13 protein-coding genes are annotated in these 18,841 nt (G+C 52.0%); 12 read left to right on the top strand and 1 reads right to left on the bottom strand.

What is annotated here, in order from left to right; genetic code table 11:
* Positions 1-15: 15 nt before the first annotated feature.
* The 7 genes from lpxK (at position 16) to IX84_RS12640 (ending at position 11,420) form a co-directional block, all read left to right on the top strand.
* The gene (gene lpxK, locus IX84_RS12675) at positions 16-1,083 is read left to right on the top strand and encodes a tetraacyldisaccharide 4'-kinase (RefSeq protein WP_044221094.1); all 1,068 of its coding nucleotides are present in this window, start codon (positions 16-18) and stop codon (positions 1,081-1,083) included.
* Positions 1,084-2,373, top strand: coding sequence for a lysophospholipid acyltransferase family protein (locus IX84_RS12670; protein ID WP_044221091.1), 1,290 nt, complete (start codon positions 1,084-1,086; stop codon positions 2,371-2,373).
* Positions 2,374-2,377: 4 nt separating this feature from the next.
* Complete coding sequence (locus tag IX84_RS12665) at positions 2,378-3,493, top strand: glycosyltransferase (RefSeq protein WP_044221089.1); 1,116 nt, start codon at positions 2,378-2,380, stop codon at positions 3,491-3,493.
* Complete coding sequence (locus IX84_RS12660) at positions 3,484-4,137, top strand: RNA polymerase sigma factor (RefSeq protein WP_044221086.1); 654 nt, start codon at positions 3,484-3,486, stop codon at positions 4,135-4,137. Before IX84_RS12665 ends, IX84_RS12660 begins: the two co-directional genes overlap by 10 nt.
* Before the next feature lie 131 nt (positions 4,138-4,268).
* On the top strand, positions 4,269-4,844 hold the full coding sequence (locus IX84_RS12655; RefSeq protein ID WP_152605031.1) for a hypothetical protein: 576 nt from the start codon (positions 4,269-4,271) through the stop codon (positions 4,842-4,844).
* 134 nt (positions 4,845-4,978) lie between these two features.
* Positions 4,979-7,945, top strand: a complete 2,967-nt coding sequence (gene dnaB / locus IX84_RS30970; protein WP_081968735.1) for a replicative DNA helicase — start codon at positions 4,979-4,981, stop codon at positions 7,943-7,945.
* A gap of 73 nt (positions 7,946-8,018) precedes the next feature.
* A complete protein-coding gene (locus tag IX84_RS12640; RefSeq protein WP_081968734.1) occupies positions 8,019-11,420 on the top strand; it encodes a prolyl oligopeptidase family serine peptidase in 3,402 nt (1,133 codons plus the stop codon).
* Between the two features lie 17 nt (positions 11,421-11,437).
* Here the strand turns inward: IX84_RS12640 and IX84_RS12635 are convergent, their stop codons facing one another.
* On the bottom strand, positions 11,438-12,958 hold the full coding sequence (locus IX84_RS12635) for an ATP-binding protein (protein WP_044221077.1): 1,521 nt from the start codon (positions 12,956-12,958) through the stop codon (positions 11,438-11,440).
* Positions 12,959-13,170: 212 nt separating this feature from the next.
* Between IX84_RS12635 and IX84_RS12630 the strand changes: the two genes are divergently transcribed.
* The 5 genes from IX84_RS12630 to ligA all read left to right on the top strand — a co-directional run bounded on the left by IX84_RS12630 (position 13,171) and on the right by ligA (position 18,806).
* Positions 13,171-14,436 carry a hypothetical protein gene (locus tag IX84_RS12630; RefSeq protein ID WP_044221069.1) on the top strand — a complete coding sequence of 422 codons (1,266 nt, stop codon included), beginning with the start codon at positions 13,171-13,173 and terminating at the stop codon, positions 14,434-14,436.
* A gap of 43 nt (positions 14,437-14,479) precedes the next feature.
* Positions 14,480-14,731, top strand: coding sequence for a hypothetical protein (locus tag IX84_RS12625; RefSeq protein ID WP_044221065.1), 252 nt, complete (start codon positions 14,480-14,482; stop codon positions 14,729-14,731).
* Between the two features lie 190 nt (positions 14,732-14,921).
* Complete coding sequence (locus tag IX84_RS32915; protein ID WP_152605030.1) at positions 14,922-15,614, top strand: hypothetical protein; 693 nt, start codon at positions 14,922-14,924, stop codon at positions 15,612-15,614.
* 203 nt (positions 15,615-15,817) lie between these two features.
* Positions 15,818-16,663: a pseudouridine synthase gene (locus tag IX84_RS12615; protein ID WP_044221059.1), complete on the top strand. Its 846-nt coding sequence runs from the start codon at positions 15,818-15,820 to the stop codon at positions 16,661-16,663.
* Between the two features lies 1 nt (position 16,664).
* Positions 16,665-18,806, top strand: a complete 2,142-nt coding sequence (ligA, locus tag IX84_RS12610; RefSeq protein ID WP_044221055.1) for an NAD-dependent DNA ligase LigA — start codon at positions 16,665-16,667, stop codon at positions 18,804-18,806.
* The last annotated feature ends 35 nt before the right edge of the window (positions 18,807-18,841 follow it).

Raw genomic sequence — 18,841 nt, 5'->3', positions numbered from 1 at the left:
GTTATTTTAGCCGCTATGATACAAAAACAACTTGTACAGATTCTACTCGCCCCCTTTTCTTTGCTGTACGGCATCGGTGTCAGTGTGCGGGACTTCCTGTACAAGCAGGGGCTGCTCAAGGGGGTGGAGTTCAATCTTCCGGTTATCTCTGTTGGTAATTTATCGGTTGGGGGTGCAGGCAAAAGCCCGCATATTGAGTACCTCATCCGATTGTTGAAGGACTACATCGACATCGCTACCTTAAGCCGGGGCTATGGCCGCAAGACCAAGGGCTACCTGGAAGTCCACGCCGATATGACTGCCGAGCAGGCCGGTGATGAGCCACTGCAGTTTAAGCGCAAGTTCCCGGAAATCATGGTCACGGTTTGCGAAAGCCGCACCTTTGCCATTCCCAAAATCATGATGGCCCGGCCCGAGACTAAAGCCATACTGCTGGACGATGCCTTTCAGCACCGGTCGGTGAAGCCCGGGATGAATATCCTGCTCACCGAATACAGCCATCCCTTTACCAGGGACTACCTTTTACCTGCAGGCCGGCTCCGGGAATGGCGTTCGGCCTATGAGCGGGCGGATATCATTATTGTCAGTAAGTGCCCGCCGCAGCTATCGGAGGAGGAACGGCAGGCCTTTACAGCCGAAATCTCCCCCCTACCCCATCAGAAATTGTACTTTTCTTATTACGATTACGGGCAGCCTTACTTCATTCTGAACCCGCGCTACCGGCTGGAGTTTACGCCGGAACTGGAGGTACTGCTGATTTCTGCTATTGCCCGGACGGACTACCTGCAGGCTTACCTGGAGGAGCAGGTTGAACACATCAAAGCGATGGAATACGAAGACCACCACTACTTTACCAAATATGATGTGGGGCAGCTCAAAGCGAACTTTGACCGCATGGAGACCAACCGAAAGGTGATTCTCACCACAGAGAAGGACGCCATGCGCCTGCAGTTGCACCATCAATATATAAAGGAGCACCAACTGCCTGTTTTTGCCCTGCCGGTTCAGGTGCGCTTCCACTTCGGTCAGGCTGCCGATTTTGACGAAACCATCCAACAATACCTCTTAAATTTTCAGGTGTAGATGAACCCCATCCTTTACCTTATATATCAGTTCCTGAAGCTGCTTACCAAGATTTCCTTCCGGGTTTACTACCCTAATGCCACTAGGATGAACCTGGACCGGTTGCGCTACCGGGGCGGCAGTATTTTGGTATCCAACCACCCCAATACCCTGCTCGACCCCCTCAATGCCGCCTGCCGGGTACCCAAGGTGGTGCATTTTCTGGCTAATGCCAGTCTTTTTCAGACGCCGTTTACCAACTGGTTTTTCAATACCTTCTATTGCATTCCGGTGGAGCGCCCCCAGGACACCAAGGGCAAGCCGATCAATAATGCCAACGCTTTCCGAAAGAGCCAGCAATTCATCAACAAAGGGGGGTGCCTTTTCATTGCCCCTGAGGGCGGAAGTGATATGGAACGGCGGGTGCGGCCTTTCAAAACCGGCACGGCGCGGATTTTGCTCGGGGCAGCTGCCATGAACGATTTCGAAACTGATTTGCGGATTTTACCCGTGGGCCTTACTTATGACCACCCCCATCGTTTCCGGTCCCGCATGACGGTCAATGCAGCGCCTCCGATTCTTGCGCGGGATTATGCTGAAGCCTACCGGACAGACAAGGTACAGGCCGCCCGGCAGCTTACGCAAGATCTGGAGCAGGCTATCCGCGATCATACGATCGACACGAAAGACGAAGCCGAGGATACCATCATATTACGGGCAGAAGAACTACTAAGAAATAGCCCCCCGCTGAAAGGCTCCGATCATTTCAGGCGCACGAAAAACTGGATTGAAGGTTTGCGGAAGCAGGCAGAGCAGTCTCCCGAGGGTTACAAGGCTTACGTACAACAACAGGAAGCCTATTGGGAAAAGCTCACTGCTGCCCGGACCACCGATGAGGCTGTAGCCAAACGCCCCGGCACGGCTACTTTGATTTTCCTGATACTTGGGGCACCTTTTGCGCTGTACGGCTTGACCAACAACTTTTTGGCAGGCTACCTGCCAAAACTGGTTTCCAAAAAGCTCGACCTTTACATCGGCTACACCGCTTCGGTACAAATTCTGTGCGGATTGCTGGCCTTTCCTGTTATTTACGCCTTGCAATCCTGGGCGGTAGGCGCCTGGCTGGGAAGCACAGCAGGATGGCTCTACCTGTTGAGCCTTCCGCTCACCGGCTGGCTGTACCTGAAATGGCAACCGGTGGCCACGCGATTCAAAAACCGGCAAAAGGCCAAAAGCATGAAGCACCTTGATGAAGCAAAGGCTGAGCGGGCCACCCTGCTGAAGGCTACCCTTCAATACCTTAACCCCTGAGCCTATGGGTTACCCCGAAGCCATGGAACCTATCCTGCTGGGCCTGTTTCTGGCTGCCACCTTTGTACAGCTTTTGTACTGGCTGGGGTTGTTTTCAAGGCTTGCGCTGTACCGGCAGCCACCGCCGCCCAAAGTGCCTCCGGAGCCCGTATCTATTATCATTTGCGCTCATAACGAGGCGGAGAACCTCCGTCAGAACCTCCCCTTTTTCCTTGCTCAGGATTACCCCGATTTCGAGGTCTTGGTTGTGAATGATGCTTCTTCGGATAATTCTTTGGAAATTCTTTTGGAATTTAAAAGAAAAAACCCCAACTTGCGCATAGCTAATCTTACAACCAAAGTAAGTCGTGGGAAAAAAGCAGCCTTAAGCAAGGGCATTAAAGCTGCAAAACATAGCATTCTTCTACTTTCCGACGCTGATTGTCGACCCGTTAGCTCCAAATGGCTGGAGCACATGCAAGCATTCATACGGGATAGGGTCGAAATAGGCTTAGGATACAGCCCTTACATTCGTGAGAAAGGCATATTAAATGCCACCATCCGCTTTGAGACGGTTTATTCTGCTGTCCAATATTCTTCATTCGCATTCGTTGGGATGCCCTACATGGGAGTAGGGCGAAATTTAATTTATCGCAAACACTTGTATCGTGAGGCAGGTGGTTTCGATGATCACATGGACGTGACTTCCGGTGACGATGATTTGTTCATCAACGCGGTGGCTACGCCATACAATACCCGGGTGATCCTTTCGCCCGAAGCATTCGTCTTTTCTAAAGCCAAGAGTAGTTGGAGAGGCTACTATCGCCAGAAATCGAGGCATTTATCAACCGGTACCCGGTACCGCCCGGTGCATCAGCTTTTGCTGGGCGCACTGTCAGCGAGCCACTTTGGGCACTATGTTTTTGGTCTTGCCTTGATCCTATTTCACAATTTGGAAACCATCGTATTCATTAACTATCTGGTACGGATAGTGGTGGTTACGGCGATGTACGGCCTCATTACGAGAAAGCTTCGAGACCCCTCACTAGTGTTTTGGGTTCCCTTGTTCGATGCGTTGTTCATCCTGTACTACCTGATATTCGCGCCAGCCCTTTTCAAAAAAAAGGAACCATGGACATAGCAGTACAAAACCCAACCCAAAAGCAGACGACAATCTCTTCCACAAACGACGACTACAGCATCGTCAAGGCAGCCATCCGCGGCAATCAGCGCGCTTACGAAACGCTGATGAACCGCTATCGTACGCCGATTTACCACATGATGCTGAAGATGGTCAACAACCGCGAAGATGCCGACGATTTGACGATCGAAGCCTTCGAAAAGGCTTTCTCCAAACTTTCCAGCTACGTGCCCCGCTACGCATTCAGCACCTGGCTGTTCCGTATTGCCATTAATAATGGTATTGATCACATTCGCCGCAAGCGCCTGCAAATCCTTTCCATCGACGAACCGATGGACGGCGACAACAGCAGCGATTACTCCAGCAACATCCCGTCCTACACCCTGGACCCGGAGCAGGAGATCATCCGCAATCAGCGCCTGAGCCTGATGCGGGAGCTGCTCGGCCACCTCAGCCAGAAGTACCGCCTGATGATCGAACTGCGCTACTTTGAGGAAATGAGCTACGAAGAAATCAGCACCGAGCTCGATATTCCGCTCGGAACGGTGAAAGCCCAGCTTTTCCGTGCCAAGGAAGTCCTGAGCAACCTACTCAACCAACCCGGCGCCAGCGCCTACATCGACCAGGTGCGTCAGCGCGCCTAAGCAGGGGATTGCCCCCTGTTCGCGAAGATCCCCTGCCGTGCAGCGACCTTGCTGCGCGGCAGGAAATTTCCCAATTTCTTCGCCCCTTCTCATTCTATAAGGTCGTATCTTCAAGGCATAACGCCTAAAGTATGACCGCATTCAAGACAATACTAAGTCAGGTTTTATTGGAAGTGCCCGCCGTGGTGCTGGCTGTTTTTCTGGCCCTCGCTGTCAACAACTGCAATGAGGAGCGTAAACAGGAGGCCGCTGCCGCAAAAACGATGGAGGCCATCCTTCTTGAAGTAAAACAAAACCGATCGGCCCTCGAAAACAACCTTAAAGATAACCGCTTGAGAAGCCAACAGCTTTCTGCCGCCAAGGACACCATCAAACTGAAGGGCACCGCAGATGGCATCGATCTGGAACTAGGCTACGACCAAACCTTTTTGAGCCGGGCCGCCTGGGAAATGGCTCAGATTACCGGAGCGACCCAACATTTTGACCCCGAACTGGTGCAGCAGCTTTCCCTGCTTTATGATTTGCAAAACATGTACCTGGAGCAGGGCAATCAATTCCTTCAGCAAATTGCTACCGTAGACTTTTATCAGGCTGCAGACCACCCTCAGGCCCAGTTGGATGCCACATTAGGCCTCATTCACCTGGCTGAAGCTATTGGGCAGTCTACCCTTGAGCAATACAACACTTTCCTAAAGGCTTACCAGTAGCCCAGCTTGGTTTTTTTCCACATCTTTTCTCCAGTTACCAACAGGGGCTCTTAGCAATAAGTGAAAGGGGTTCACCTCGTTTGTGCACAGAATGCCTTAGCTTTGTAAGCTGCAAAAAAACAGCACAGCAAAATATGGCGGGCGACAAATATCAGGACGGCAATAAGCCAGCCTACCGAAAAGGCGGGCGGCAGAAAAAGGAAGACCTTTCCAACTTCGTGTTCGGAAAGGTGCAGCCACAGGCCGTGCCCCTGGAGGAAGCCGTACTTGGCGCCATTATGCTGGATAAGGAAGCCCTCACGGTAGTCCTTGATATTTTACGGGCTGAAAGTTTCTACCTGGATGCCCATCAGCTGATTTATAAGGCTATGATGCGGTTGTTTGAGAAATCGCAGCCTGTCGATCTGCTCACGGTCACGGAAGAACTGAAGAAAACCAGCGACCTGGAAGCTGCCGGCGGCCCTTACTACCTCATAGAACTGACCAATAAAGTCGCTTCCGCCGCCAATATCGAATACCACGCCCGTATCATTGCTCAGAAATTTGTGCAGCGGGAGCTCATCACCGTATCCACCAAAATCATCACCGACGCCTACGAAGACTCCACAGATGTTTTTGAACTACTGGATGATGCCGAGCAGGGGCTTTTTTCCATTGCTCAGCAGAATATGAGCCGTGGCGTGGAAAGCATGTCTTCCCTTGCCGCCAAGGCCCAAAAGCAAATGGAGGAGCTGCGCAAGAAGGAAGATGGCCTGACCGGAGTACCTTCCGGCTTTACCGACCTGGACCGCCTGACTTCAGGCCTGCAGCGGTCAGATTTGATCATTTTGGCAGCGCGTCCGGGCATGGGAAAATGCCTGGGCAAAGGTACTAAGGTGCTAATGTACGATGGCAGCCTAAAGAAAGTAGAGGACGTGGTGCCCGGCGACCTGCTCATGGGTGACGATTCTACCCCGAGGCGCGTCCTGACGATTGCCAGAGGCCGGGAACAGATGTACTGGATCCGGCAAAACAAGGGTAAGGATTACCGGGTGAACGAAAGCCATATCCTTTCCCTGAAGAAGAGCCGTCAGGAAGGTAAAGGGGAGCATGGCAGCATTCTTGATATTTCGGTAAGAGACTACCTGGCAATGTCTGCTAAATTCCAGAGTAATTACAAAGGCTATAAAGTTGCGGTCGACTTTCCGGAACAGGCGGTTCCACTCCCCCCCTACTTTCTCGGATTATGGTTGGGTGATGGGTCTTCCTACAAAAGTAACATTATCAATCAGGATGAGGAGGTGGTTGCCTATCTGGAGGAACTGGCTCAGGCTAAAGGGCTGGAGCTGGTCACTTACAAGCAGGAAGGAAAATGCCCGGAACACCGGATCAGCAACCGGGCAGAGGGCCGGCATGGGTACAGTATTCAGGGCGTACTCCGGGAAATGGAGCTCCTGCAAAATAAACATATTCCACAAGCCTACCTTATCAATAGCCGTCAAAAGCGGCTGGAGTTGCTTGCCGGGCTGATTGACAGCGACGGGCACTATCTTGTGCAGTCCAATGGGTATGAAATCACCCAAAAGAACGAAGCGCTGGCCCGCCAAATCAAATTCCTCTGCGACAGCCTTGGCTACCGGGTCAGCTTCAAGCCCAAGCAGGCGGTCATCAGCAGCATCGGCTATGAATCTACCGTTTACCGGCTCCGGATTTATGGCAATCTGGATGAAGTGCCGGTCAAAGTGAAACGCAAACAAGCCAATCCATGGAAGAGCCTGATCAACTGGCAAGTAACCGGTATTCAGGTGGAGTACGATAAAGTAGACGATTACTACGGGTTTGAGATTGACGGCAACCGGCGCTTCCTACTGGAAGACATGACCGTTACGCATAATACCGCCTTCACCCTCTCTCTGGCCCGTAACGCCGCCATGACCTTCAAAAAAGCAGTCGCCTTTTTTTCCCTTGAGATGTCTGCCCTGCAGCTCGCTCAGCGTATCATTGCGATGGAAGCGGAGATCTCCGGTATGAAAATGCGTAACGGGCAGTTGGAGGACTACGAGTGGGAACAGCTCAATGCCGCCCTGGAGCGAGTGAGCGAAGTCCCCATCTACATTGACGATACGCCGGGCATCAACGTCTTCGAGCTGCGGGCCAAATGCCGCCGCCTGAAGATGCAGCACGACATCGACCTGATCGTGATCGACTACCTGCAGCTGATGAGTGGTGGCGGGGACAATCAGCGCGGCAACCGGGAACAGGAGGTCAGTGCCATCTCTCGTGCCCTCAAAGGCCTGGCAAAAGAACTTAATGTGCCGGTCATCGCCCTTTCCCAGCTAAGCCGGGCGGTGGAGACCCGCGGGGGCAGCAAACGGCCGCAGCTGTCGGATTTGAGGGAATCGGGATGTTTAACAGGAGATACCATTCTACAGGATGCCGACACGGGTCGCCTCATGACCATAAAAGAATTGGCTGAACGAAAGGAACAATCTCCAGTTAAAGTTCTGGCGATGAGCGACGATTATAAAATTGGAGCGCATACGCTTACTAGGGCCTTCTACTCAGGCAGAAAAATGACCTACGAACTGACAACACGTAGTGGCAGGACTATAAAAGCTAGCGCAAACCACCCTTTCCGGAAACTGGAAGGCTGGACTGCATTGGAAGACCTGAACCCGGGAGACCGGATTGCAGTCACTTGGAGTTATCTTGATATTTTCTGGGATGAAATAAAATCAATCACTCCCCTTAAAGAAGAAGATGTATATGATGCTACCATAGAAGGGGTACACAACTTTGTGGCTAACGACATCATTGTCCACAACTCTATAGAGCAAGATGCTGACATCGTCGCATTTATATATAGGCCAGAATACTATGATATTCTCGAAGACGAGGAAGGCATGTCCCTCAAAAACGTAGCCGAGCTGATTGTCGCCAAGCACCGGCATGGTGCCCTGGAAACCGTCCGCATGCGCTTTGAAGCCGAGTTCGCGCGCTTTTCCGACCTCGATGACCCTGACTTTGGCGACCTGCCCGGGGATACCTTTGGGGACCCACAGGCGCCCAACATCATCACCCGGCCTTCTAAGATGAATGATGATGAGGACATTCCGTTTTAGTGACGGTTAAAACAACAAGGGTTAATATAGGAACAGAGGGCGCTGGCGTTTGAACAGGTAAAGCCCCGTCATCATGTCTATTCGCTACTTTCTTACCTGTCTGCTCGTTCTCCTTTCGGGTTGTATGGCTCTTGCCCAAAACCACTTGCCCGTTTCAGTGTCAGACGCAACATCCGGTGCACCACTGGCCTTCGCCCACTGCTATTTGCAAGAAAGCAAGACCGGGACAACCACTGATTTGGAAGGAAAAGCCCTGCTCCATTTTCCGAAAGGAGGGCCCATCAGGGATCAGTTGACTCTTTCTTATGTAGGGTACCGGGATACCATCATTCAGGTGCAACCCTCAGATCAGGAACTGCGCATTGGGCTACAGCCCAAACCCGTACTGCTGGAAGCCGCTGAAATCAAAGGGCAGGCGGAAAATCTGAGCGCAGAGGAAATCGTCCGCAACGCTATCAAGTCCATTCGTAAAAATTACAGCCGGGATGCGGTTCAGCTCCATACGTTTTACCGGGAGTCCTTTTCGGAAGGCGGGCAACTGGCTACCGTAGATGAAGCCATAGCCGATATTTACTACACCCCCTACCCCCGCCGCTGGTTTACCAGGCGCTCCTTCCGGCACTACTACGATGGCGCCTACGAGGGGCGGGCCGACAACCGCTTTGCCAACCACTTTGTGCTGCTTTCCAACCCCATGTATTTCAAATACTACAACACGGTGAAGGATCAATGCAAAATGCTGGGCGTCCGGTTAAGTGACAACAGCAGTACCGAAGATTTGCACCCACATGTACAAGGTGGGCCCCTTGCGCTGCTTTCTCAGGACAAAGTGAAGTACCGGTCCGATTTCATGGATCCTACTATGCGCGACAAATATGCCTACGCTAAATCAAGTGCGGTAATGTTCAACGGCCACCCCTGCTATGCCATTACATTCAAGCCTTTACCTGGTGAAGATCCTATTTTTCAAGGCTGGCATCAGCGTATGAAAGACCCGATCTTTTCAGGAATCATCTATGTCGACATTGAAAGCTTTGCCGTGGTCGCTATCCGATGTCAGCTTTCTCCCCTGGCCCGGTTTGACAACTATAAACGACACCGCGCCTGGCAGGTCTTTCCCGACCGCAGTACGCTCGCCATTGATTACCAGAAGCAAAATGGGCGCTGGTTTCTCAAAAACATCAAGACGGAGCAGCACATCAGCCGCGCGGAGTTCCTCAGTCCGGGGCAGCCTGTCTTCCAACGCCTGAGCCACAATTACCGGCTTACCCGGCAGCTTTGGGTACAAGGTATTGAACCCGATGCATCCCCATTCGATGAGGCAGATGACCAACTGCTGCATGATCAGCGCGATGCACGCCTGGCCACCTTCCCTTTCGAATACAAAGACTCCCTTTGGCAGGCGTTTGAACAGACCGCGCGGTACCCTGAGTTAAGTGCCGGGGATGTGCAGTCGCTTGAACGGAAAGGGCCGTTGCATCAGCAGTGGAGCAGGTGGTTCGTCAAAGAGGAAATGCTCCCGCCTGTGGCCAATGCACAAGCCGATACGCTTTTGCTGCCCGATGGCAGGCTTATCGCTGATCCCTACCGGTGGATGGAGAGACGGGACAACCAAACCCAGGCCTACATCAATACCGAAAACTGCTACTTTTTCAATGAATACATCCCATGGAAGCGGCAGCAGTTTTCCGCTTTCCGCAAAATGCTAATGACGCTGGGGCGCTGCGATACCAATTCCACACCACCCAGGCATCCATATGTCTACCGGGATAACCGGGGCCTGTTCCTGACCGATAGCACCGGGAGTGAGCCCAGAATGCTCCTCAGCTTTACCACTGACCTGCCTGATGGCAAAAGCTTACGCTCCTACCAGCCCAGTCCGGAGTATGGGAGTCTTGCATTTACCCTGAGCAACGGTGATGCCTATGCCAGAGCCGGCAGGGTGAAAACCTTTGCCTCCAACCGGGTAGACTCCCTTTCTGACCAGCTGTACGAAATGGAATGGCTTAGTGAAAATACGCTGGTCTATACTGTTGTGAACGAAAGCAAGCGCGCCTATGCCTGCTATGCTTACCAGCCTCAGCACGGTGACAGGCGGCTGCTGTTTGAGGCGACTGACCCTGAGTTTGAATTAGAGCTATATGAAGTGCAGGGCACCCTGCTGCTCAGTTGTTTGAACAGCAATGGCAATGAATTATTCAGGATCAAAGAGGGTACCGCAGGTGTAGAACTCCTCCGCCTGCACGGCACAGACTGGTACAGCACCGATTTCTATTTCGACGAGGATTTGTACTACCTGGCAGCAAGGGATACCGCATTCCAATCCTGCATTCTAAAAACAGATGGCCATTCGGACCAAATACTCTGGACAGCCCCTCCTACAGTAGCCCTTGACGAAGTGCGTGCCACAGCGGACTACCTTCTGGTCAAAGCGATTGACCGGGCCAAAGTCAAATTGTATTTGTTATCCAAAAATGGGGCATTGCAGGACAGCCTCTCCCTGCCGGAACTTCATGGGTCCGTGCAATTGGACAAAGTTACCGACTACGCTTCCAACACCTGCCAGTACTACTTTGAATCGCCCAATCAGCCCTTCACTCAGTATACTATTAATCTGACTACCCGGCAGCTCACGGAACAACCAATTGATTGCCTGCGCAACCCACCGGAAGCCGCTTATGAAACCACCCTCTATAAGGTTCCGGCAGAGGATGGAGAATGGGTACCCCTGCGGCTCAGCTACCGGAGCGACTTCAAAAACGTGAAGGCCACCAAAGGCGTACTGTTATCCGTATACGGTGCCTACGGTGCCTTCAGCGAGGCTAACTTTGACGAGTACGAGCGCCTGCTGATGGACGAGGGCTATGTGGTGGCGCAGGCCAGCGTACGGGGCAGCCGTGCTAAAGGCTGGCAGTGGTACCGGGCGGGCCGGGGAGCCAATAAAACTGTGGGTATTTCAGATTATCTGGCCTGCGCCACGTACGTCCGAGAGGAGCTTCAACTTTCCAAAACCTTCGCCTACGGGCAGAGCGCCGGAGGACTGATCGCCGCCGCCACCCTTAATGAGCACCCTCAGCTGTTTGACGCTGCTATTCTGGACTACCCCTTTCTCGATGCCCTCGGTATTTCCCTGGACAGCCTCCTCCCGCTTACCAGCCTGGAATACCCGGAATGGGGCTACCCCGACCGCCCGGCAGAACTTCAGGCGCTGCAGGCTTACTCGCCCTACCAAAACATCAAAGTACAGGCTTATCCGCCCATCCTGATGCTGGGCGGCCTCTACGATTTGCAAACGCCCTACTGGCAAATCATGAAAGCAGCCGCCCGGTACCGCGCCCTGCAGACCAACGATGCTCCGGTGCTATTGCATTTGGGCAGAAATTATCATCCGGGCAATATCCCCTACCGGACGCGGATCCGGGAGATGACATATCAGTATTTATTTCTTGAGCATGTGCTATCTCACGAACAGTAAATGCTCAGAAGCGGACTTTAAAAATATAGCTCCACCGCTTCCCATTCCACAATACGCCGCTCGGCTGAAGAGAAATTGATACCTACAGCAATTTTTTGCCGGGGTGAGTCCGCGTAGGGCTCAAGGTATCCTTTATCCTGAATTTGCTGAAGCGCTTCTCCCGCACTTTTATCCAATTTGAACTCAAGCGCATAAACACGATCAGCCGTTTCCACCAGCGCATCGCAGCGGCCGCGGGAAGAGTGTACTTCTGAGCGAATGTAGGTCCCTAACAATGAAAAAATCAAAGCTACTACAGCGTGGTAAAAATGCTCCGTTTGCCCTTTCCAATGATCGTAAGGAATTTCTGAAAAAGCCGAATTGATAATCTGAAAAGCTTCCTCTAAATGACCGGAGCGCATTGCCTCCCGCAGCCGCAATACTTTTGGTACCGGATTCTCAGACGGATAATCGAGGTACTCTTTCAAAAGCACTTCCTGAAGGGAATGCCGGACTTCCTGGTTGGGGTAATCCAGGGTATAAACCAAGTCTGCCGGCTCATAGTGCTTAATGGTGAGGTATCCCGTTTGAAAAAGGATGGGGATGGGCTGTAAATTACGCAGGTCGAAACTATTGAGGTCATGCTGGGTGGCAAGCGTATCCCTCAGGTTGAAGTAGCTGCGCTTCTTCATTTCTTTTACGAGAAAGGTCGGTGTACCGGTCTCGAACCAAAAATTTCGGTACTCTCCCCCACCCCGGAAAAAACTAAGAATAGAGAAGGGATTATACACTCTCTCTGTGCCGCCCCAGGAATAACCATTATACCAACGACGGACCTCCTCTTTATCCACGGTTTTCAAGGGCTGCGCAAAATAGTGCTCCAGCTCTTCCTGCGTGATGCCGAGCAAGGTTCGGGCCGGGGCTACGAGAGAAAGGTTATACAGGTTGTTGAGGTCAGAAAAGATGCTGACTTTACTGAAGGCCGAAACGCCGGTTACGAAAACGAGCTCCAGATAGGGGTCGCTATCCTTTAAAACCGAATAAAACCATTTTAGCGTATCCCGGTTAGCTTCTGCCTTTTCAGGTTCGTCAAGGTAGTCAATGATCGGCTTGTCGTACTCGTCGATGAGCAATACCACTTTCTGACCAAAGTGATGATACGCTTTTTGAATGAGCTGTTGAAGTGGGTGCGTAAGTTCACGATTATCCAATTCAATCCCCAAGCTTTCGGCGGCTTCCTCCACGCCCTCCCAAATGGCCGCTTTGAGCTCGTTATCTTTGTAGTTGAAGGAAGCAAACCGCAACCAAATTACAGGCCGGTACTCCCCTTCCCAATCCCAGTGGTTTTCAATCCAAAGCCCCTGAAATAACTCCTTGCTGCCTCTATACAGCTCATTTATGATGGAAAGTAACAGGCTTTTGCCAAAGCGGCGTGGCCGGGAGAGAAAGAAGTAACTCCCACCCTCCAGAATACGATATAAGTTCATGGTCTTGTCCACATAAACATAACCGCCTTCCCTAAGCTTTCGAAAATCCTGTATGCCAATTGGATACTTCATACGTTCAAAGATAAGAAATTAATGCCGCTACTACCCGAGATTTACCTCCCAACTCCTCCCTCACTTCCATCAGGGCAAACCCTGGTGAAGTTACCCCTTTTTCTACCGGCCAGGAGGACAAAAAAGTTCCCGGCAGTACGGAATTCGCCGGGGCTTACTTTACAGGTACTCTACAATTTTTCCGTATTTTTAGAGCAGAAACCCACACTATTATGAAAAAACTACATCTCCCATTACTGATACTCGCCTTTCTGTCCGTGCTCTCTTACCGAAGTTTATTGGCTCAGATCACCATTATTGGGCAGATGCCCGCCGACTATCCCTTTCAAAACATTCTCTACACCAATGCAGGCGAATTCGAGCTGCCCCGAGCTTACGATACGCTGTTGTTAAAAAAGCAGTCCTTCCGACTGAGCCTTCCGGCTGAAAAGATGCGGGCGGTAACTATCGGGCTGCCGCAGGAGTACGCCCCCCAACCCAGGCAGTACCACACCTTTTACCTGTATCCCGGCGATAGCGTTCAGCTGGATTTTCAGTACCTCTCTGGTAGTCGGGAACTTGAATTGCACGTACAGGGCCCTAATGCAGCTGGCTACGAAGCCCGGGCTGTTTTCGACCGGCAATACTCCCCTCCTATCCGGTTTTTGCAGCAGTTTTATGACCTCCAGCCCACGCTGCCAAACCTGCCAGATACCATCATTGCTAAAATTGAATCCATCCTTCACCCTTACGACAGTTTGCTGCACAGGGATGAGATTGATACCGCTTTTCACGCGATTGTAAGCGCGCACTTCCGGGAGTACATCTGTCAGAGCCTCATCAATAGCCTGTACCATGACCGGTGGGGGAAATCTGACGAGGCGCTTACTACAGAGAAAAAAATTAACCTTTCGGAACAGCTCCTCCGATATGGGAAGCCCGCAGCAGCTTCTCCTTTTCGGGACGCAGCATATGCGTTTCGCCGTATCGATTGGCTTCGCTACGAATGGCTCCGGGAACTGAAAGCTGAACGATACGCAAACCTGCCCGATACTACAGTGGAAGTTAATGGGCAACTCTTTTACATCCCTGCGAAATATGCACCTGCTATTTTGGAACCCAATGATACACTACGTGAATTTTTGCTGGCCCGCTACCTGCATTTTTCCTACTCCTCACTGATTGGCCCGGAATTTGACCGTACGCGGGAGCCTGTGCTGGCTTACTTCAAGACTATCTACCCGTCGAGCCGCTACTTGCAGCCCTTATCTGCTGCCCGCAATAAGAACCCGGTTCGCTACGCCGAAATCGTTCAGGAATCAGAACCGCAACCGCCTCCGCCCCACGATCAGCCCTGGCGTACAGGCATCATAGACGATATTGGCAGGATGACGGATTTCACTTTTGTGAATCAGGGAGTTAACCTGAAAATTAGACAAGTACTACATCGACCTCTGGGCCACCTGGTGCAAGCCTTGTCCGCAAGGTTTTGCCAATAACAAAGCTGCCGATAGCCTACTCAATGCCAACGGGTACAACCGATTGTATATTTCAATTGATGATCCGGATTATCATTATTCGCGATGGGTGGAAACGATTGAACGCTATCAGCTTAACGGGCGCCATGTGTTGGCGGGGACGGTATTGCGAAAATGGATTGCTGAACAGTTTTATGGAGGTGGCCCAATTGTCCTCCCCCGGCACCTACTGCTGATCGATGGGCAGGTTGTGGAGCCCTATGTCCCCGGGCCGGCGGACTTGAGAGGGCTGGAGGAGAAACTGCGATCGTATTGAAATTCCTTTTCCTGTCGGTGCTGGCTAAAAGGTAGGTTTTAAATTATTTCGAACCGGAAGCGATAAAACTCCGGGAGCGTTTATGATCTAAAACCTTAAGCAAGCTAACGCAAGGTTAACCCTTGCTCTGATTTCTTCCCACATGACGGAAGACCGTATTTTCGGTCAAATCATCAACTGAATCATTGTTATGAAAACATATACTATATGCTTACTATCTGTCTTTGTGCTCCAAAGCTGCAGCCGCAGCCTCGTCTACAGCCCTGCGGTCAGCCTACCTTTCCGACCGCTTTCAGAAAACCAGATCGACTTGCAGGGCAGTGCTGAGCTTTTACCCGAAACCCGACCTTCCCACAGTGAAGGTTTAGCTGCTCCTGGCATTAGCGGACAACTGACTTATGGATTCTCAGATCGTCTGGCCATTGGTCTACGCGGCTGGGCAGCTACCCGGAACTGGAACAGCAATCTACGCACCGGCTATAGCCTGCATGCACAATACCGATGGCAACGCGCTTCAAACCAGAGTTTATATCTCATCCCGCGGGTCGGTATGGCACTAAATGGCAACTGGATAGAGGGATTGGGGCTTAGCCACTCAATAATCTGGAAGCATCAGCCCCTCGAAAAACTAAGTTATTATTTTGGCTTTGGCGCTGCTTTCGGGCATACTGCATTTAATGGTCAGGATATCCGCATTACGGTTAACCGAAATCCAATGGGTTTTGCAGGACTCGCTCATCTTGGCATACAATGGGCTTTCGCTGAAAAGGCATATCTCAACCTGGAGGCGAACCCCATTTTATTCTTCAATACTTATGACCAGGAAAACGGATTGTTACTATCGCCACAATTGAGCATTGGATACACCCTGGGGCCACATTAACCTGAACGATTGCTTACCCTAAGCTGATTCATAAATTCCTGAGGATCTGTTTTACAGAGACCTTCGCTGATGCCCGTATGCTCACCTAGTGTGCCCTCTGTGCTCTTTTCCGGCCGAACCTGCTGACCAAAGAATTTGGCATAAAGCAGTATCCCCCCAATTTCCGTACCTTTGCCCCTCAAACAAAGCCAAGCCATCCGTATATGCCGCCACCCAAAAAGCACGACCGCAACCGCAAGAATAACAGCCGCAAAAAGCCCAACCGTTCTTTTTCACAAAATCCACGCCCTGCAAAGCCTGCTAAACCAGGACCGGTCCATGAAAAGCCGGAAGTAGAGGGCATGCGCCTCAACAAATACGTGGCACACTCTGGCATCTGTTCCCGCCGGCAAGCTGCCGACCACGTCAAAAACGGGCTGGTCACGGTGAATGGAGAGGTAGAACGTTCACCAGGCTATCAGGTACAGGAAGGGGATGAAATCCGCTTTAAAGGTGAACTGATCCAACCGGAAGAACGCAAGGTGTACCTGCTGCTCAATAAGCCCCGGGGCTATATTACCACCACAAGTGATGACCGGGGGCGCAAAACGGTACTCGACCTGGTAAGCGATAAAGTCCCGGAACGCATTTTCCCCGTAGGCCGCCTCGACCGGGAAACTACCGGGCTGCTGCTGTTGACCAACGATGGCGACCTCGCGAAAAAACTGGCCCACCCCAGCCATGAGATTAAGAAATTCTATCAGGTCACCCTCGACAAAAATGTTACCCCGGAGCATATTGAAGCCATCCGGCAGGGGCTTGAGCTGGAAGACGGCCCTACTCCGGTAGACGGCGTGGACTACCTGCGTGGCGGCAAAAAAAATGAAGTCGGCATCGAAATCCACATTGGGCGCAACCGGATTGTGCGCCGTATCTTTGAGCACCTGGGTTATGAGGTCAAACGGCTCGACCGTTCTTACTACGCCGGGCTCACCAAAAAGGACCTGCCCAGAGGCTTCTCCCGCCACCTCACCGAGCGGGAAATCATTATGCTAAAGCACTTCATCTGATATGTATAGCAAAGAAGAACAGCAATCGCTTTACAGCCTGTCAAAGGAATTCCTGAATGCGGGCAGTGCCTTGCACCAGCAATCACCGGATGAGCAAATCAATGAGCTCCGGCAGCTGATTGTCTATCATGAATACCGGTACTACATCCTCAATGATCCGGTCGTGAGCGATTATGAATACGATCAGCTCTATAAGTTGCTGGAAAAACTGGAGGCGGACCATCCTGACCTGGTTACCCCGGACTCTCCCACGCAACGTGTTTCCAGCGATCTGATTGAGGACTTCCCGTCGGTGGAGCACCTCACGCCCATGCTGTCCCTGGCCAATTCTTACAATGAGGAAGATCTGGTGGAATTTGATAAGCAGATCAAGCGCTACGCCAATATCCCGGAGGAGCAGGACATCGAATACGCTGTGGAGCCCAAATTCGACGGGGGCAGCATAGCGGTGGTGTATGAGAATGACCAACTGGTCCGCGGCGCTACCCGGGGCAACGGGCAAATGGGCGAAGAAATGACCGCCAATGCCCGTGTGATCCGGTCTGTACCGCTGAAAGCCGCCTTTTCTAAATACGGTATTCAAAAAGCAGAGCTTAGAGGCGAAGTGCTCATCCGGAAGGATGTATTCGAGGAGATCAATGCCACCCGCCAAAAGGAGGGGCTGACTTTGTTTGCCAATGCCCGGAACACCGCCACCGGTGCCCTGCGCATGAAGGACCCTAAGGAAGTGGCCCGGCGCGGGCTGGAAGCGTTCATTTACACGCTTGGATTTGCTACCGGCGAAAACGGTGAAAGCGTGCTGAGCAACTTCAACTCCCATAAGGAGAGCCTGGATATGCTGCATCAGCTGGGCTTTAAGGTACCGGCGGAAGGCGATGAGCGAAAGGTTTGCAAAAACATCAGGGAGGTGGTGGATTTTTGCCTGAAGTGGCAGGAAAAGCGGGAGGAATACCCCTACGAAATAGACGGCATGGTGGTCAAAGTGAACGACCGGGAACTGCAGGAGCGGACCGGGTATACGAGCCATCATCCCCGTTGGTCTATCGCCTTCAAATTCAAAGCCAAACAAGCGACCACCAAGTTGTTGAATGTAGAGTATCAGGTAGGCAAAATCGGATCCATCACTCCGGTGGCTAAGGTAGAGCCGGTGCAACTGGCGGGCGTAACGGTCGCTTCCGTTTCCCTGCACAATGAAGACTTCATCACCGGCAAAGACCTGCACCTTGGAGATACGGTGCTGGTTGAGCGTGCCGGTGACGTCATCCCCTACATCGTCAAAGCAATGGACGAGCTCCGGGACGGTTCCGAACAACCGATCAAATTCCCGCGGACCTGCCCGGTGAATGATACGGATGAGCCGGTGGAGCTGGTCCGGGCAGAGGGGGAAGCCGCATGGCGCTGCCCTACCTGTGTGTGCGGAGCGCAAAACCTGCAGCAGATTATCTTCCACGTCTCCAAAAACGCTATGGACATCGACGGCATGGGCAAGTCCATCATCGAGCGGTTCTATGAGCTTGGGTGGTTGCGCACGATTGCTGATGTCTACCGCCTGGACTACGACCAAATTGCCCAACTGGAAGGCTTCGGGCAAAAGTCAGCCGACAACCTAAAAGTCTCCATTGAGAAGGCCAAACAAAACCCTATTCACCGGTTGCTGCACAGCCTCGCCATTCATCACCTGGGGCGCAAGGTCTCTAAAATTATCGCAGCGGAGATCCAGCATGTGCTGGACCTGCGGGAATGGACCACTGAGGATTTCACCAATATCAAGGATGTCGGGCCGGTAGTCGCGGAGAACATTGCCCACTACTTTCACGACGAGCACAACATCAAAATGCTGGAGGAGATGGAAGCCCTTGGCGTCAATCTGAAGCAAACCGAAGATGATATCCCCAAAGCGGCTTCCGGTGACGGGCCCTTTGTCGGCAAAACCATTCTCTTTACCGGCTCCCTTCAAACAATGAGCCGAAAGGAAGCACAGGCCAAAGCGGAAGCAGCCGGTGCCAAAAATATCAGCGCCGTAAGTGGCAATCTGGATGTGCTGGTGGTGGGTGAGAAAGCCGGGTCTAAGCTCAAAAAAGCACAGGCGCTGGGCACTGTTCAGGTGTTAACGGAGGAGGAGTTTCTGGCGCAGCTGAGTTGATTTCGCAGCCTGACTATTTGTGATACCGTTTTTAA

The organism is Phaeodactylibacter xiamenensis, from assembly GCF_000759025.1.
Taxonomy (GTDB): Bacteria; Bacteroidota; Bacteroidia; order Chitinophagales; family Saprospiraceae; genus Phaeodactylibacter; species Phaeodactylibacter xiamenensis.
The sequence above is the reverse complement of the archived record's forward strand: the minus strand, read 5'-3'. Positions and strand labels throughout refer to the sequence as shown.